Genomic DNA, 16,263 nt, shown 5'->3' with positions numbered 1-16,263 from the left:
CCCAGCTTACAAGTGAATGCATTTTATAGAGGATTATTAAATCACATTCGGGGGCGTAGGATAGCCCCATTCCAACAGTGAAGGAGAATCCCCATGAAAATTGCCCTGATCGGTGCCAGCGGTTTTGTCGGTACAGCCATCCTCAACGAAGCCATCGACCGTGGCCACAGCGTCACCGCCCTGGTGCGCGATGTGAGCAAGATTGCGCCCCATCCCCAGGTTCGCGCCGTGGCGGTAGACGCCCAGGATCCCGAGGCCCTGGCCGAGGCGCTCAAGGGACACGATCGGGTGATCAGTGCCTACAACCCTGGCTGGAGCGTGCCGGACATCTATGAGCAGTACCTCAAGGGGGCCAGCGCCATCGTCCATGCGGCGGTGGCGGCCAAGAGCTGGCTGCTGGTCATCGGCGGCGCCGGCAGCCTGGAGATTGCCCCCGGCGTGCAGCTGGTGGATACCCCGGACTTCCCGGCTGAGTGGAAGCAAGGGGCCCTGGCCGCCCGCGACGGCCTCACCGCGCTGCGCCGTGAAGCCGTCCTCGACTGGCGCTTTGTCTCTCCCCCCGTGTTCCTCGAACCCGGCGAGAAGCGCGGCGGTTACCTGCTCGGCGGCGATCAGGTGCTGTTTAGCGGTGACAAACCCGCCGGGATCACCGTCGGCGATCTGGCCGACGGGGTATTGAACGAGGTAGAGCAACCGGCCCACCTGCGCCAGCGTTTCACCCTGGGCTACTGATAGTCGCGCCGACCCATGGCCCTCAACGTCCATGGATAGCCAGAAACACCATAAAAACGAGGGAGGCCGATGCCTCCCTCGTCTCTTTTTGCCTACCGCAGCAGGTTTCTCTGCCTGCTCATCCCCTGTCAGCCAAAGCGTCCAGCGCCAGATTCATCTCGAACGGATCGCCCGCCAAACGGCGTGGATGCCGCTCAAGCCCCCCATCCCCGAACAGGATTCGATTTCTATTTCGATTTTTGTATATAACTAAGAATAATTCGTTGTTTTGCCGTTATAACTCCGAATCGTAGTATCACCTCAAGCCAGTGGGTGACCGCTCGTGCTCGGCCTCAGGGCCGCCGGCGGCGCACCCCACCTTTATCCGATAACGGGACGAGGCGCCCGGATCTGACCCCGCGAGGAGATGCACATGGAAAACGTATCACTGCCCATCATCGATTATGCCGCCCTGAGTGGCACCCCCGAGGCTCGCCGCCAGATGCTGGCAAAGCTCGGCCAGGCGGCGCGGGAAGTCGGTTTCTTTTATCTGACCGGCCATGGCCTGAGCGAGGCTGACCAGAAGGCGACCCTGGCACTGGCGGCGAGCTTCTTCGCCCTGCCGGAGCAGGAGAAGCGCAGGGTGCAGATGGTGCACTCCCCCCATTTTCGCGGTTACAACCAGGTGGGAGCCGAGCTGACCCGCGCCAGACCGGACCGACGCGAGCAGTTTGACATCATGGGCGAGGAGGCGGCGATCGGCGCGGAGGCGCTGCACCAGCCCTGGCAGCGACTGACCGGCCCCAACCAGTGGCCCGCCGCCCTGCCCGGGATGAAGACCCAACTGCTGAACTGGCAGGCGCGCCTCACCGACATCACCCTGGGCCTGCTCTCTGCCTTCGCCGAGGTGCTGGAGCAGCCGGCGGATGTGTTCGATGCCAGCATCCGCGGCGCCCCCTATCAGCACATGAAGCTCATCCACTACCCGGGGCGGGAAGTGGGCAGCAGCGACCAGGGGGTCGGCGCCCACAAGGATCCGGGCTACCTGACCCTGGTGATGCAGGACGATCAATCCGGCCTGGAAGTGGAGACGGCCAGCGGCTGGATCTCCGCGCCGCCCCTGCCGGGGGCCCTGGTGGTCAACATCGGCGAGCTGCTGGAGCTTGCCTCCAACGGCTACCTCAAGGCGACCCTGCACCGGGTGGTGAGCCCGCCTCCCGGGGTCTCGCGCCTCTCCTGCGCCTTCTTTATGGCGGCAAGACTGGACGCTACCGTGCCGCTGCTGTCGCTCTCACCCGAGCTGGCAGCCCAGGCGCAGGGACCGGAGAGCGATCCCACCAACCCGCTCTTTTATCAGGTGGGGGAGAACGTGCTCAAGGGTCGGCTGCGCTCCCACCCGGACGTGGCGGCCCGCCACTATCCTTCTTCACAGGAGCAGGGCACTCTGCGGCGGGAAGCCCTGCCCGCCTGAATATAAAGAGGTGATGGCCCATTTTGCCATCCCGACCCAAGGGGCGATGCCAAGACCCTCGCCCCATCGACAGTGACATGAGAACATCCGCCAGCTCGCTGGCAATGACGGAGCAAGACGATGAAATTCAAGACCATGAGCGTGCACAGCGGCCAACGTATCGATCCCCAGACCGGCGCCCTCACCACCCCGCTCTACCAGAGCAGCACCTTCAGCTACTTCAACGCCCAGGCGGGCAAGGAGCGCTTCGCCGGTCAGGCCCCCGGTTTCATCTACAGCCGCTTTGGCAACCCCACCACCGCCGAGCTGGAGCAGAAACTGGCGGCACTGGAAGGGGCCGACGAGGCGCTGGTGGTGGCGAGCGGCATGGCGGCGGTGAGCGCCATCATGTATGCCCTGGCGGACAGCGGTGACGAGGTGGCCTACGTAGGCCCGCTCTACGGCGGCACCGATGCCTTCCTCAAACAGACCTTCAGCCGCGCCGGCATCACCGTCACCGCCTATGACAGCGATCAGGATCTGCTGGCCAACATCAGCCCCGCCACCAAGGTGGTGCTGTTCGAGACGCTGACCAACCCCACCCTCAAGGTGGTGGATCCGCGTATCGTCGTACAGGCGGCCCGCAAGGTCGGCGCCATCAGCGTCTGTGACAACACCTTCCTCACCCCCTATCTGCTGCGCCCGCTGGAGCTTGGCATCGACATCGTCATGCACAGCGGCACCAAGTACCTCGGCGGTCACGGCGACATCATCGCCGGTGTGGTGGCGGGCTCCCACGCCCTGATGAAGTCCATCCGCACCGTGGCCCTCAAGCACATCGGCTCCCCCATAGGCCCGCAGGAGGCCTATCTGCTGCAACGCGGGGTCAAGACCCTGCCCCTGCGCATGGATGCCCATCTGCACAATGCCCAGAAGGTGGCCGACTTCCTGGCTACCCACCCGGCGGTGAAGAAGGTGATCTACCCGGGGCTGGCGAGCCACCCGGGCCACGATGCCCTCGGCGCCTTCGCCAGCGGCTTTGGCGGCATGGTGAGCATCGAGCTGGAAGGGGGCTTTGCGCGCTGCGCCACCCTGCTCGACAACCTGCAGCTGTTCGTGCAGGCGGTGAGCCTCGGGGATCTCGAGAGCCTGGCCTGCCATCCGGCCAGCACCACCCACGCCGCCATGGACGAGGCGAGCCGCCTCGCGGCCGGGGTGAATGACGATCTCATTCGCTTCAGCATCGGGGTGGAGGATGCGGACGATCTGATCGCCGATCTGGCGGCGGCGCTGGCGCTGATCTGACCCTGAACGCCTTATTAAAGCGTCCTCGGCCGGTAGAGAAAGCACTCGGGAACCGAAAGGCGCACAAAACAAAAAGGGAAGGCTCAGCCTTCCCTTTTTTATACCAATAAATTCGGTTTTCACATGACAGTGCACCACATGAAGGTGCCTATGCAGCATAAGCTGTTGCCAATAGATCTCTGATGGGGAGGAGTCGACCAGCGGCCTCCCCTTCCCCGGCCAGACTCAGGCGTCGTGGTAGTCCTGGCAGGCGCTCAGGGTATTTTCCATCAGGCTGGCCACCGTCATGGGGCCGACCCCACCGGGTACCGGTGTGATGAAGGCCGCGTGATTGCGCGCCGTCTCAAACTCCACGTCACCCACCAGGGAGCCATCGGCCAAGCGGTTGATGCCCACATCGATCACCAGGGCGCCGGGCTTGACCCACTCCCCCGGGATGAAGTTCGGCTTGCCCACCGCCACCACCAGCAGATCGGCGCGGCGCACCTGATCTTCCAGATCCTGGGTGAAGCGATGGCAAGTGGTGGTGGTGCAACCCGCCAGCAGCAGCTCCAGGGTCATGGGGCGGCCCACGATGTTGGAGGCACCGACCACCACCGCATGCAGGCCGTGGGTCTTGACCCCGGTCGCCTCGATCAGGGTCATGATGCCCTTGGGGGTGCAGGGGCGCAGGGCCGGGATGCGCTGGGCCAGACGGCCCACGTTGTAGGGATGGAAGCCATCCACATCCTTGTCGGGGCGAATGCGCTCGAGCAGCTGGGTGGTATCGCAATGGGCCGGCAGGGGCAACTGCACCAGAATGCCGTCCACCTCGCTATCTTCATTGAGCCTGTCGATCAGGGCCAGCAACTCTTCCTGACTCGCGTTGGCACTCAGATCGTAAGAGCGGGAGACAAAGCCCACCTCTTCACAGGCACGACGCTTGCTGCCGACATAGACCTGGGACGCCGGATCCATCCCCACCAGGATCACCGCCAGTCCAGGAGCCCGTTTGCCCAACGCGACGCGCTGTTGGACCTGTGCGGCGACCTGGCTGCGAATCGTTTGCGCAACCTGTTTTCCATCAATGATTTTGGCAGACATCGTTCTTCACTCATCCTGTGTTCAACTGCGCGCATTGTCGCATTTTTTTGGCGCGGGTGTTAGCGGCTCGCGTCTGGCGGGCAATAAGTAGGCATTTGAATTTACTGGCGGAAAAAGTCATTGACGCTGCGTTTATCGCTTGGGTATGATGCCCGCCCGTTGCCCAGTGGTACCGCTATCGGTATGCTGGACAGTGAAATTTCGGTGATTAGCGCAGCCCGGTAGCGCATCTGGTTTGGGACCAGAGGGTCAAAGGTTCGAATCCTTTATCACCGACCAGGTTCATCGAGCAGTTCTCAGGACTTCTCGATACAGAGCGCCCTTAGCTCAGTCGGATAGAGCAACGGCCTTCTAAGCCGTGGGTCGCAGGTTCGAATCCTGCAGGGCGCGCCATTAATGTGAGAGCTTTTAAGCGAACATTAACGGCCAATTTCAGTGGTGGCTGTAGCTCAGTTGGTAGAGTCCCGGATTGTGATTCCGGTTGTCGTGGGTTCGAGCCCCATCAGCCACCCCATTATTCTGTTTGTGCCGCGCGCGGCCAACAGCGGTCAGCCAGACTGACCCATGCACATCGAGTGCATCTACTTGAAACCGGCCTAGCGCCGGTTTTTTGTTTTCCGTTCGCTGCCCATCCCCCTTCATCCTGCTAGCCACCCGCGCTTCGCACCCCCCTGATCTCGCCCCTCTGCCCTGCACCTGTATCCTGCCACTGTGCGTTCTTTACCCGGCCCACGCTCATCGCCATCGATAAACATATAGAAAATATCTACTAATTCATGTGGTTAGTGACGACATCACAGAAATGAACATCGACAGGGTCCGGGCCTAAGCTATCCCTGCACGCAATGACGTAGCGCAATCTTTGGCGCTGCCGACTGTGATACTGATGAAAAAATAAGTAATCCCCCCTGCGGCCATCATACTGACAAGCTGCTGGCCGGCAGTGTTCGGATCACGCGAATAAGCCGCCGAAACCCGAGGAACAGCCAGGCAGTGCCGGCCGCGGCGCTCGAAGCCAGGGCTGTGCCGAGGGGAAAATGGATTGTGAGAATAGATGGGCTTAATCCATTTCTTCACGACTCATGTGCGACATTCAAGATTAAGGTGATGAAAACAAAGCATTAGTTGATGACAGCCTGACCAGGAGATGGCGAGTGCGGCAGGACAGGCTCAGATAGCAAAGTGGAAATTTCCCGCATACTAAGTTGTTAGGCTTGCAAACGATTGCCAAGGAGAGACCGAGATGAGTGAAGAAAGCAAATGCCCCTTCAACCACACCGCCGGCGTCGGAAGAACCAATCGTGACTGGTGGCCAAACCAGCTGCGGCTGGATCTGCTGCACCAGCATTCCGCCAGCTCCGACCCCATGGGCAACGACTTTGACTACACCAAGGCGTTCGAGAGCCTGGACTACAAGGCGCTCAAGAAAGACCTGGTCAGGCTGATGACCGACTCCCAGGAGTGGTGGCCGGCTGACTTTGGCCACTACGGACCCCAGTTTGTCCGCATGGCCTGGCACGCCGCGGGCACCTATCGCACCACGGATGGCCGTGGCGGCGCCGGCCGGGGTCAGCAACGCTTCGCCCCCCTCAACAGCTGGCCAGACAACGTCAACATCGACAAGTCCCGCCGCCTGCTGTGGCCCATCAAGCAAAAATACGGCAGCCAGATCTCCTGGGCCGACTTGCTGATCCTCGCCGGCAACGTCGCACTCGAATCCATGGGGTTCCGCACCTTTGGCTTTGGCGGCGGCCGTGCCGACGTCTGGGAGCCGGATCAGGACGTGAACTGGGGGGATGAGATCGCCTGGCTCGGAGTCGACCCGGATCGGGTCAAGGGCGATCGTGAGCTTACTGCCCCCTTCGGCGCCACCCATATGGGCCTGATTTACGTCAACCCGGAAGGGCCGAACGCCAGCGGCGACTACATGGAGGCGGCCAAGGACATCCGCTCCACCTTCGGCCGCATGGCCATGAACGACGAGGAGACAGTCGCCCTCATCGCCGGTGGTCACACCTTTGGCAAGGCCCACGGCGCCGCGCCGGAATCCCACAAGGGGCCCGAGCCAGAAGCCGCGCCGCTGGAGGCTCAGGGCCTCGGCTGGATCAGCAATTACGGCAGTGGCCATGGCAAAGACACGGTATCGAGCGGCATCGAGGTCACCTGGACCAAGACCCCCGCCCTTTGGAGCAACAACTTCTTCGAGAACCTGTTCAAGTTCGAGTGGGAGCTGACCAAGTCACCGGCCGGCGCCAAGCAGTGGGTCGCCAAGGATGCCCCGGAGATCATCCCGGATGCCCACATCCCCGGCAAGTTCCACAAGCCGACCATGCTGACCACCGACCTGACCCTGCGTTTTGACCCCGAGTTTGGCAAGATCTCCCGCCACTTCTACGAAGACCCCCAAGCCTTCGCCGATGCCTTCGCCCGCGCCTGGTTCAAGCTGACCCACCGCGACATGGGCCCGGTAGCCCGCTACCTGGGACCGGAAGTGCCGAAAGAGGAGCTGATCTGGCAAGACCCCATCCCCGCCGTCAATCACCCCCTGGTCGGTGACAAAGAGGTCGTGGCCCTCAAGGATCAGATCCTGGCGGCGCCCCTGTCGGTCGCCGAGCTGGTCTCCACCGCCTGGGCATCCGCCGCCAGCTTCCGTGGCTCCGACAAGCGCGGCGGGGCCAACGGCGCCCGCATCCGCCTCGCCCCGCAGAAGGATTGGGCGGCCAACCAGCCAGCCCAGCTCGCCAAGGTGCTCAAGGCCCTGGAAGGCATACAGCAGGGGTTCAACGCCGCCGCCACCGGTGGCAAGAAGGTGTCGCTTGCGGATCTGATCGTGCTGGCCGGCGGTGTCGGTGTCGAGCAGGCCGCCAAGAAGGCGGGCGTCGCCGTGACCGTGCCCTTCGCACCGGGCCGGATGGACGCCTCCCAGGCGCAGACCGATGTCGAGGCCTTCGCCGTGCTCGAGCCCCTCGCCGATGGTTTCCGCAACTATCTGGGTGGGGACTATGCCGAGCTTTCGGAGGCCATGCTGATCGACAAGGCGCAGTTGCTGACCTTGAGTGCCCCCGAGATGACGGTGCTGATCGGCGGCATGCGCGTGCTGGGCACCAACACGGGCGCGAGCGCCCATGGAGTGCTCACCACCAAACCCGGTGCACTCTCCAACGACTTCTTCGTCAATCTGCTCGACATGGGCACCGAGTGGAAGCCGGTAGCGGGCGTCAAGGGGCTGTACGAAGGGGTGGATCGCAAGAGCGGCAAGACCAAGTGGACGGGTACCCGGGTCGATCTGGTGTTCGGCTCGAACTCCCAGCTGCGGGCCCTGGCCGAGGTATACGCCAGCGCGGATGCGAAAGAGAAGTTCGTGAAGGACTTCGTGGCGAGCTGGACCAAGGTGATGAACCTGGATCGCTTCGATCTGGCCTGATCCTGACGCTGTGTTGACCGGCGCCCCGGTCCTGGCGGCTGGCCCCTTGGGCCAACCCCAGGATCGGGGCGCTTTTTCATGAATCCGCTCTGTGGCGCGGGTTGAATACCGCCCTTCTTATGCATCCCCTCTTGAGACGTCACCTCCCCGACGTTCTCGACGTTGGCCGACATCGCCAGACGGCTTCCTACCTGAGCTTCTGCCGCATGGGGACCCTCTTTTACACTGCCTAGCCCATAAAAAACCGCCATCATCCCTTTCGGCATGATAGCGGCTTGTATGAATGAGCGGTTTTATATCACCTCACGGCATATTTGACTGCCCAGTCAGAGCGTCTCGCCGTTGCTGGCGATGACCTGTCGATACCAGTCGAAGCTGCGCTTCTTGCTGCGCGCGAAGCTGCCGCTGCCGTCGTCGTTTTTATCCACGTGGATAAAGCCGTAGCGCTTGCTGTACTCCCCCGTGGTGAAGGAGACGCAGTCGAGACATCCCCAGGGGGTGTAGCCCATGACGTCCACCCCGTCCTCGACGATGGCGAGCTTCATCTGTTCGATATGGGCGCGCAAGTAAGCGATGCGGTAGTCGTCGTCTATCTCCCCTCTCTCATCTTTCTGATCCCGCGCTCCGAAGCCGTTCTCGACGATAAACAAAGGCTTCTCGTAGCGGCCGTAGAGCAGGTTCAGGGTGTAACGCAGCCCCACCGGATCGATTTGCCAGCCCCACTCGGAGGCCTGCACATGGGGATTGGGCACACTGCCCTCAAAACCCGACAGGGCGGTACCCGTGCCGGCGCCGTGGGCCCGCACCGCGTTGCTCATGTAGTAGCTGAGCCCGATATAATCGGCGCAGCCCGCCCGCAGGGTCTCTTCGTCCCCCGCGTCCATGACGATGTGATAGCCCTTGCGCTGCCACTCCTTGCGGATATAGGCGGGGTAATGGCCGCGCATGTGCACGTCTCCGAACAGGAAGCGCTCGCGCATGGCGATTTCCGCATACATCACATCGTCCGGGTGGCAGGAGTAGGGATAGAGCGGCACCATGGCCAGCATGCAGCCTATCTGCAGCCCGGGGTTGATGGCGTGCCCCAGACTGACCACCTTGGCGCTAGCCACGAACTGGTGGTGCAGCACCTGGTACATGCACTCTTCCGGGTTCGGCTCCTGGTTGTAGATGACCCCGGAGCAGCAGTAGCCAAACAGCGGCACCTTCCAGTTGCGCTGGTTGTTGATCTCGTTGAAGGTCATCCAGTATTTGACCTTGTGCTGGTAGCGGCGCAGCACCACCTCGCTAAAGCGCACGAAGCAGTCCAGCACGGTGCGGCTCTTCCAGCCGCCGTACTGGGTCACCAGGTGGTTCGGCATCTCGAAGTGGGAGAGCGTGATGACGGGCTCGATGCCGTGGCGCAGCAGCTCGTCGAACATATCGTCATAGAAACGCAGCCCCGCCTCGTTCGGCTCGGCTTCGTCCCCAAGCGGGAAGATGCGCGACCAGGCGATGGAGGTACGAAAACACTTGAAGCCCATCTCGGCAAAGAGCGCGATGTCGTCTCGATAGCGGTGGTAGAAATCCACCGCCTCGTGGTTGGCGTAACGATGGCCTTCTTCAATCTTGTCGGTGATGACGCGCTCCACCCCGTGGGCGCCACTGGTGAGCACATCGACGATGCTGAGCCCCTTGCCACCCTGATCCCAGCCCCCTTCTACCTGGTGAGCGGCGACCGCCCCCCCCCACAGAAAGTCTTTTGGTAATGCATTGTTCATGACTTGTCGCTCCTTATACGGCTTCGGATGTCAGCGGCTGGGGTTGGCTGACGTCGGCATCGGTCTGAAAGCCCGCCATCCAGGAGAAGATAACGCCGAGGGTAAAGGCGACGCCGATGGAGAGCAGGAAGCCCAGGAACTGCGCCATGTGTCCCTCTTTGAAGAACACCGGCAGCACGGCGATGCCGGGGATGCAGTAACTCCAGGAGACCGCATTGAAGGCTCCCGCGACCGTGCCGCCGATGGCGCCGGCCAGACAGCCGCAGATGAGTGGGCGCTTGAAGCGCAGGGCTACCCCGTAGATGGCGGGTTCGGTGATGCCAAACAGCGCGGTCACCCCGGCCGAGAGGGTCACGCTTTTTAGCTCAGGATCCTTGGCCTTGAAGTAGACCCCGAACACGGCGCCGGCGATGCCGAACACGGCGGAGGCTTGCAGGCCGGTGAAGGTGTCATAGCCCAGGGTGGCGTAGTTGCCGACGGTGACCGGGGTGATGCCCCAATGCACGCCGAGGGTCACCAACGGAGTCCAGACAGCGCCCACCACGAAGCCGGCGATGGACGGGCTCAGATGATAGAGGGTGTTGTAGATGCCACCGATGGCACCACCGATGAGGTTGCCGATGGGGCCGAAGGCCAGCAGGGTCAGGGGCACCATGATGGCGAGGCAGAACATGGGGGTGAACAGGTTGCGCACCACCACAGGCAGGATCCGCTCGAAGAAACGCTGTACATAGGACATGGCCCACACCATCAGGATGATGGGGATCACCGAGGCCGTGTAGCTCAGATACTGCACCGGCAGACCGAGGAAGCTGAGCGGCGCGCTGTTGAGCGGCACCCCCACCAGGTTGACGATGGCCTCGTTGATGGCCGGGTTCTCCATCGCCGACTGCATCAGCGCCTGCACCGCCGGATCTGCGGAGTTCGCGAGGATGATCTTGTTCGCGGTCAGCATGTTCATGTAATCGGGTGACACCAGGGCGCAGGCGGCGATCACGGCGGTGAAGGGGTTCACGTTGAACTTCTTGGCCGCGGTGAAGGCGACCATCACCGGCAGGAAGGTAAAGCCGGTCCAGGAGACGAAGTTGAGGATGCGGAAAGTGCCGCTGGCGGGGTCCATCCAGCCGATGGCGGCGAAGAAGGAGATGAGCCCCTGCAACACGCCGCAGGCGGCCAGCGGGTAGAGGAAGGGGGCGAAGATGCTGGAGATGATGTCCATCAGGTGGTTGACCATGCCCACCTTGGGAGCATCGATCACGGCGTTTTCGTCGATCTGCACCAGTTTTTGCACTTCCCGGTAGGCATCCCCGACGTGGTTGCCGATCACCACCTGCAGCTGGCCGCTGGACTCGATGACGGTGATGACCCCCTGCACCCGTTTCAGCACCTCCTTGTCGACCTTGGCCATCTCTTTCAACACAAACCGCAGCCGGGTGGCGCAGTGGGTGACGCTGATGACGTTGCCGTCACCACCAATCAACTCGACGATCTGTTTCGCCGAGTCCGCATAGTTAATTGCCATAATGTTCCTTCCCTGCCATCTATTAATTAATATCGAAACAATTCAAATGTTGTGAATTGATGGTAGGGAAAGCATTCATCCTTGTCACGATATAACAAAATACCTACTTTGTTACTTGTTACATAAACGACACACCCTGTGACACCTCGGCACTTATCTTGTTTGCCAGCTGGCGACCGATGGATTCAATGATATAAATCACCGGCACCTGGGTGGTAATATCATATTCATTGTCGACCACCAGCCTGGCCGCATGATATGAAATATTGAAATCCGCCATCTGGGCCAGGGTGGATTTATTATCGCTGGTAATAGTGATGACCTTGCAGTGATGAAACAGGAACTGTTTCGCCAGCTTGACTATCTCGGTGGTCTCCCCGGAGACAGAGAGCACGATCGCCACCGCCTGCTTGTACATGTCGGTGTTGACCGGGTAGTAGGGATCGTCGATGTGGTTGCTGAACTTGCCGATGTTGGAGAAGAAGCGCGCCCCGTAGCGCCCCAGCGTGCCCGAGGTACCCGCCCCCACGAAGATCACCCGCTCGGCTCCGGCGATCTGCTCGGCGGCGCTCGCGATCAGGGCATCGAACTCGTCGTTGTTGATGCTCTTGAAAAAAGAGAGAAACTCGTTGGCACCGTGTGGCAGGGATATTTCGCCGCGTTTCTCGGCATTCATTTTCAGATAGGCTTTGAATTCCGCATAACCGCTGCAATTCATCTTCTTGCAGAATCGCAATATGGTGGCGGTCGACACATCACAGGCTTCGGCCAATTCCCTGACCGTCATATAGATAACCGTCTGATGATTCTTGATTACATAGTTATAAACTTTAAACTCGAAGGTATTTAATGTTGAGACCAACTGATTATTAAACATGATAATTCACCGAGCGCAGCCGCGTCCTTATTCAGGATGATGTCACGCAGTGTAACAAAAGGAGTGACTCGGTCGAGGAAGGATAAATCTAAAGGCTCGAACTGTGATAACTATCACAATCAGGTCGGCAGGGGTTTCGAGCGATAGCACAGGACTTCGACGAGAGAAAGGGTAATTAGGCTCTGCATGGAACCTAATTTAGGCGGATATCATTGTGTCTATTGCCGGGGGCAATATCAGGTTATCGGCGAGCGCCCCCCACCCTCGGATCAGCGGGCTTGTCCCGCTGATACAAGGCCAGCAGGGAGTGAGCGTACTTATCTATTTCACCTGCAAGGCGCCTGAGCACAAGGTTCCGCCAGTGGATGAACGTATCCATTCGTTATGCCTCTCTCAATGACGGCCAACATGGGCCCGGCTATCCGGCCGTGATGACGGTGCAGCCGGACGCCTCGAAATGCCCCATCAGGACGGCGTCCTGCCGGCTGCAGATCAGGTAGTCCAGCTCACTGGATTGCAGGAAGGGATAGGACGCCAGGGATTCCATCTTGTCGTCGTTGCAGAGCACGGCCAATGACCCCGAGCGCGAGGCTACCCGCCGCTTGAACTCGCTGTCCTGATAATGGATGGCGCTGAATCCCAGATCCGAGGACCAGGCGCACACCCCGAGGAAGCAGAGGTCGAAGCGGAACTTGTTGATGGACTCCGCCGCCGTGATATCGACGGCGCCGCCGACCATGGGGTCCAGCTCACCGCCGATCAGGATGGTCTTGATGCCCTTTCGCTCCAGGAGCCGCGCGGCAATGGCCGGACTGTTGGTCACCAGGGTCAGGCCCAGCTGCTCGGGCAAGATGGCGGCCAATGACAGGTGGGTGCTGCTGGCATCCAGAAAGATAAGCTGGTCCTTCTTTATTATCTTCAATGCCGCCAGGGCCAGCGCCTGCTTCTCGCTGACCTGGTTCTTGCTGCGCTCGGTCAGGGTACTGGTTTGCGGCGACAGCGAAATTGCGCCGCCGTGGATGCGCTTGCAGCGCCCCTCATCGGCGAGATGGCGCAGATCTCGTCTGATCGTCGCCTCTGTGGTACCGAGCTGGGGCGCCAAGTCTGCCGCCATCACCTTGTGGTGGGATGCCAGCAGATCCAGGATCAACCGCTGCCGCTCTTCCGGTGAATACTTTTCCATAGGTAAATCAGTGCCTTCAGATAGTGAGGGGGTTAGTCATGGCATTGCAGGGCCAGCAGTTGCAATATGGTGTGCATGACGGCGTCTTCGTCATTGGAGCGGGCGATGAAATTGGCGGCCGCCTTGGTCTCATCGCAGCCATTTCGCATCGCGAAGCTGAGCTCGGCGCAGCCCATCAGCTCGACGTCGTTGAGCCCATCCCCAAAGACCAGGGTTTCATGCTTGCCGACCCCCACCAGCGCCTGCAGCCTGGCCACTGTGCTGCCCTTGTGCACCCCCGCATTGGCGATATCGATCCAGTTCTTCTCGGACACCACTATATAGGCATCGTCATTGAAGGCATCGAGCTCGCCTCGGATGTCCGGGCAACGCCCTTGCTCGTCATAGACGGTGATCTTGACGAAATCGGCGTTGATCTCGTTAAAGTCCCCAACGGTTTTGACCTTGCTGTAGGAGCGGCGCACCAGCTCTTTCAGGTGGGGCGCGATATCTTCTCTGATGAAGGCGAACTCGGGCGTGCAGGCGATGGTGATGTGTGAGCCCGGCACGCTCGCGAGCTGCGCTATGATGGCCAGCCCCAGGCGGTTTGGTAGCAGCGACTGATAGACATAACGGCCCTGATGCTTGATGCGAGTGGCACTGTCGCCCAGGATCCAGAAGTTCGCACTCTCCTCCCCCAGCAGCTCCTCGACCCTGTCCACCTGCTTGCCGGTGCAGGGCGCAAAATGCACCCCTTGCTGCGCCATGGCACTGACGACCTCGGAGAAGAGCGCTCTGTTGTAGTCCCCCCGGCTGTTGAGAAAAGTGCCGTCCATATCAGTAATAATCAGCTTAATCATGACCTTACCTATCGTGCCATCACCATTGTGACCACTATATCACCGCCACAAAATGAACACAAACAAACACCACTGGCATACTTTATGTTCATTTTTATGTTCATATTTCATCATTTGTGTCATCTTTATGCTCATCTGATCCGCCACTTATCCTAGTGATCTGGCGTATATCTCTGTTTCTTAATTATTTTATTCAGGAGTCACCATGCTGTCCGCACTGGCCATGAAGCTGCCGCACATCGACAGGCTGGCCACCAGAGCCACCTTCTTCTGCTCGGGGTTTGCCACCGCCGCCTGGGCGTCGAGCATTCCCTTCATCAAGCTCAATGTGCAGCTCAGTGACGGCGCCATGGGATTGATGCTGCTCTGCCTGGGAGGCGGTGCCCTGATCGGCATGCCTGTCTCCGGCATCTGTACCAGTCGATTCGGCTGCAAGAAGGTGCTGATAGGCACAGTCTCTGCCATCGCCCTGCTGTTGCCACTGCTGGTCCTGGCGACCTCCCCCTCGGCATTGGCCATCACCCTGGTGCTCTATGGCATCAGCATAGGGACCACGGGCTGCACCATGAACATTCAGGCCATCGCCGTGGAAAAAGAGGCCAACAAGCCGCTCATGTCCGGCTTTCATGGTTTCTACAGCCTGGGTGGCATGATGGGGGCCTTCGTCTTGACCCTGTTATTGACCGCGGGCATCACCCCGCTTGCGGCAACCGGGATCACCTCATCCTTGATCATGGCGCTGCTGATCTTGAGCACCCCGGGCTACAGCACCCGGGTCGTCTCTCACTCCGGGCCCTACTTTGCCATGCCAAGAGGCCCGGTCTTTATCATCGGCATCGTCTGCTTCGTCTTCTTCCTGGCCGAAGGCACTGTGCTCGACTGGAGCGGCATCTTCTTGAATGAATACCGCGCCGTTCCCGCCAGCGCCGCCGGCATGGGCATCGTCTTCTTCTCCATCGCGATGACCCTGGGGCGCCTCTTGGGAGACGGCATCGTCGCCCGTTTGGGGGCCCGAGTCGTGGTCACCCTGGGGTCACTCATCGCCATCAGCGGCTTTCTCGTCAGCTTGTCGCTGCCCTATTGGCAGACCGCACTGTTGGGCTATGCGCTCATCGGGATCGGTTGCTCGAACATAGTGCCCATCATGTTCTCGGCCGCGGGCAGACAAAATGTCATGCCTGGCCCCCTGGCCATCACGGCGGTCTCCAGCCTGGGGTATATCGGCGTGCTCTCGGGCCCCGCCATCGTCGGCTTTGGCGCCGAAATAGCTGGACTGCCGGCGTCACTCTACGGCGTCGCCTTGCTGGTAGTGCTGGCCTTGCTGCTCAGCAAGCGAGTACGACTGACTCAGGCAGCCTGAGCGGATGCCATCAATTTATCTGGAGGATCTATGAAAAACCCTATTTTCGGCGAAGTGGTACTGAACAAGCAGGACATAGAACTGGGTGTCGAGGTGATCGCCAAGCGGCTCAACGAGAGATTCAAGGAGGCGGTGGTGATCACCGTGGTGCCGGGGGGCATGCTGTTCACGGCGGATCTGGTCAGGCGGCTCGACTTTGACCTCGCCATGGATTACATCTCCTGCCCCCACACCCCGGGTGAGCGCCACAACGACTCCCACATCGTCTTTCACGACAATGTCGGCATCCAGGGCAGAGACGTCATCCTGATGGACGATGCCATCGAATCGGGCGGCACCATGAAGCGGCTGGTGGAATACCTGCAGGCCTTCTCGCCAAACTCCCTCTGTATCGCGACCCTGTTTGTGAAACCAGGCCGCGTGACGATCCCCGCCGAGCAATTTTATGCCTATGAGATGGCAACGGATGAGCTGCTTATCGGCTACGGCCTGCCCTGGGAGCACAAGTTCAGAAACATCCCCTATATCTCCAAGTTGAAGAGATAACGACGCGACGGGAATGATGTCTTGTGTGGCTGATGATTAAGTCCAGAAAGCAAAAAGCCGACCCTGAGGTCGGCTTTTCAATTTGGCAGGGTCGGGATTGACTCACGCCGCCCTGGGCAGCCTGCGGCTGTCCAGAAGGGCTATTCTGTCGAGCCAGGGCCCAAACCGAGCCGCCCATCATCGAATAAAACAAAAGGGCCTGT

Annotated in this window: 12 protein-coding genes and 3 tRNA genes; 9 read left to right on the top strand and 6 right to left on the bottom strand. The window is 60.5% G+C overall.

Annotated features, from left to right (window positions below; all coding sequences use genetic code 11):
- Positions 1-93: 93 nt before the first annotated feature.
- The 3 genes from BN1124_RS00075 (at position 94) to BN1124_RS00065 (ending at position 3,466) form a co-directional block, all read left to right on the top strand.
- A complete protein-coding gene (locus BN1124_RS00075) occupies positions 94-732 on the top strand; it encodes an NAD(P)-dependent oxidoreductase (RefSeq protein ID WP_042637969.1) in 639 nt (212 codons plus the stop codon).
- A 412-nt stretch (positions 733-1,144) separates the two neighbouring features.
- Complete coding sequence (locus tag BN1124_RS00070; protein WP_042637967.1) at positions 1,145-2,182, top strand: isopenicillin N synthase family dioxygenase; 1,038 nt, start codon at positions 1,145-1,147, stop codon at positions 2,180-2,182.
- A gap of 120 nt (positions 2,183-2,302) precedes the next feature.
- A complete protein-coding gene (locus tag BN1124_RS00065; protein ID WP_042637965.1) occupies positions 2,303-3,466 on the top strand; it encodes a trans-sulfuration enzyme family protein in 1,164 nt (387 codons plus the stop codon).
- Positions 3,467-3,691: 225 nt separating this feature from the next.
- Here BN1124_RS00065 and folD read toward each other — a convergent pair whose 3' ends face one another.
- Complete coding sequence (gene folD, locus BN1124_RS00060; RefSeq protein ID WP_042637963.1) at positions 3,692-4,549, bottom strand: bifunctional methylenetetrahydrofolate dehydrogenase/methenyltetrahydrofolate cyclohydrolase FolD; 858 nt, start codon at positions 4,547-4,549, stop codon at positions 3,692-3,694.
- Positions 4,550-4,751: 202 nt separating this feature from the next.
- On the opposite strand from folD, the gene BN1124_RS00055 reads away from it, so the two are divergent.
- The 4 genes from BN1124_RS00055 (at position 4,752) to katG (ending at position 7,973) form a co-directional block, all read left to right on the top strand.
- Positions 4,752-4,828, top strand: a tRNA-Pro gene (locus BN1124_RS00055).
- Between the two features lie 37 nt (positions 4,829-4,865).
- A tRNA-Arg gene (locus tag BN1124_RS00050) sits at positions 4,866-4,942 on the top strand.
- 45 nt (positions 4,943-4,987) lie between these two features.
- Positions 4,988-5,063 (top strand) — tRNA-His (locus tag BN1124_RS00045).
- 729 nt (positions 5,064-5,792) lie between these two features.
- The gene (gene katG / locus BN1124_RS00040) at positions 5,793-7,973 is read left to right on the top strand and encodes a catalase/peroxidase HPI (protein WP_042637962.1); all 2,181 of its coding nucleotides are present in this window, start codon (positions 5,793-5,795) and stop codon (positions 7,971-7,973) included.
- A 326-nt stretch (positions 7,974-8,299) separates the two neighbouring features.
- Here the strand turns inward: katG and BN1124_RS00035 are convergent, their stop codons facing one another.
- From BN1124_RS00035 to BN1124_RS00015, 5 genes are all read right to left on the bottom strand, one after another.
- Positions 8,300-9,733 carry a 6-phospho-beta-glucosidase gene (locus BN1124_RS00035; protein WP_042637959.1) on the bottom strand — a complete coding sequence of 478 codons (1,434 nt, stop codon included), beginning with the start codon at positions 9,731-9,733 and terminating at the stop codon, positions 8,300-8,302.
- A 13-nt stretch (positions 9,734-9,746) separates the two neighbouring features.
- Positions 9,747-11,255 carry a PTS transporter subunit EIIC gene (locus tag BN1124_RS00030; protein ID WP_042637957.1) on the bottom strand — a complete coding sequence of 503 codons (1,509 nt, stop codon included), beginning with the start codon at positions 11,253-11,255 and terminating at the stop codon, positions 9,747-9,749.
- 118 nt (positions 11,256-11,373) lie between these two features.
- Positions 11,374-12,132, bottom strand: coding sequence for a MurR/RpiR family transcriptional regulator (locus BN1124_RS00025; RefSeq protein ID WP_042637955.1), 759 nt, complete (start codon positions 12,130-12,132; stop codon positions 11,374-11,376).
- A 418-nt stretch (positions 12,133-12,550) separates the two neighbouring features.
- The gene (locus BN1124_RS00020) at positions 12,551-13,315 is read right to left on the bottom strand and encodes a DeoR/GlpR family DNA-binding transcription regulator (RefSeq protein WP_042637953.1); all 765 of its coding nucleotides are present in this window, start codon (positions 13,313-13,315) and stop codon (positions 12,551-12,553) included.
- Positions 13,316-13,347: 32 nt separating this feature from the next.
- Positions 13,348-14,154: an HAD family hydrolase gene (locus BN1124_RS00015; protein ID WP_042637951.1), complete on the bottom strand. Its 807-nt coding sequence runs from the start codon at positions 14,152-14,154 to the stop codon at positions 13,348-13,350.
- A 205-nt stretch (positions 14,155-14,359) separates the two neighbouring features.
- Here BN1124_RS00015 and BN1124_RS00010 point away from each other — a divergent pair, with 205 nt between their 5' ends.
- Both BN1124_RS00010 and BN1124_RS00005 read left to right on the top strand, forming a co-directional pair.
- Entirely contained in the window at positions 14,360-15,514 is a 1,155-nt protein-coding gene (locus BN1124_RS00010) for an MFS transporter (RefSeq protein ID WP_042637949.1), read from the top strand.
- Positions 15,515-15,544: 30 nt separating this feature from the next.
- Entirely contained in the window at positions 15,545-16,060 is a 516-nt protein-coding gene (locus BN1124_RS00005; protein ID WP_197066144.1) for a phosphoribosyltransferase, read from the top strand.
- Positions 16,061-16,263 lie beyond the last annotated feature (203 nt).

Origin of the sequence: Aeromonas eucrenophila, assembly GCF_000819865.1 — a bacterium.
Classification (GTDB): Bacteria; Pseudomonadota; Gammaproteobacteria; order Enterobacterales; family Aeromonadaceae; genus Aeromonas; species Aeromonas eucrenophila.
The sequence above is the reverse complement of the archived record's forward strand: the minus strand, read 5'-3'. Positions and strand labels throughout refer to the sequence as shown.